1 protein-coding gene is annotated in these 1,082 nt (G+C 51.8%); it reads right to left on the minus strand.

Annotated elements, in window-relative coordinates; all coding sequences use genetic code 11:
- The coding region (tuf, locus tag H7844_15970; protein ID MEO5358775.1) for an elongation factor Tu at positions 1–1,082 on the minus strand (1,082 nt) is incomplete at both ends.

Genomic DNA, 1,082 nt, shown 5'->3' on the forward strand with positions numbered 1-1,082 from the left:
CCACCTTCACGGATAGCAAAACGCAGCTCCTTCTCCATTGCTATGGGCGCTATCAACTCTACTCTTATGCTTATGTTATCACCAGGCATTACCATCTCCACCCCCTCAGGCAACTCACACACTCCCGTCACATCCGTTGTCCTGAAATAAAACTGCGGCCTGTATCCCTTAAAAAATGGCGTATGCCTGCCGCCCTCTTCCTTTGTCAACACGTACGCCTCCGCCTTAAACTTTGTGTGCGGAGTTATACTGCCGGGTTTGGCCAACACCTGCCCTCTTTCCACCTCATCCTTACCTACTCCCCTTAAAAGCGCTCCTATATTATCTCCGGCACGCCCCTCATCCAGCAGCTTTCTGAACATCTCCACTCCGGTCACCACTGACTTTCTCGTAGCCGATATCCCTACTATCTCTACCTCTTCTCCTACCTTGATTATGCCCCTCTCCACTCTCCCAGTTACCACCGTCCCTCTGCCGCTTATCGAAAACACATCCTCTATCGGCATTAAAAACGGCTTATCCAACGCCCTCTGCGGCTGCGGTACATACGCATCCACTGCATCCATCAGCTCCAGTATGCACTTGTACTCCGCCACACCAGGGTCTGTGGCCGCACTCTCTATCGCCTTTAACGCACTGCCCTTCACTATCGGTATCTCATCCCCAGGAAAACCATACTTACTCAGCAGCTCTCGTATCTCAAGCTCCACCAGCTCCAAAAGCTCAGGATCATCCACCATATCCGTCTTGTTCATAAACACCACTATGTAGGGCACACCTACCTGTCTTGCCAATAATATGTGCTCTCTGGTCTGAGGCATAGGACCGTCTGCGGCACTCACTACCAATATGGCCCCGTCCATCTGCGCTGCTCCGGTTATCATGTTCTTTACATAGTCGGCGTGCCCGGGGCAGTCAACATGCGCATAGTGCCTGTTGTCCGTCTCATACTCCACATGGGCCGTTGCTATGGTGATACCCCTTGCCTTTTCCTCCGGCGCATTATCTATCTGATCATAGGCCGTGAATTTGGCCTGACCCTTCATTGCCAACACCTTGGTTATAGTCGCCGTTAATGTCGT

The organism is Nitrospirae bacterium YQR-1, assembly GCA_039908095.1.
In the GTDB taxonomy this organism is placed as follows: Bacteria; Nitrospirota; Thermodesulfovibrionia; order Thermodesulfovibrionales; family Magnetobacteriaceae; genus Magnetomonas.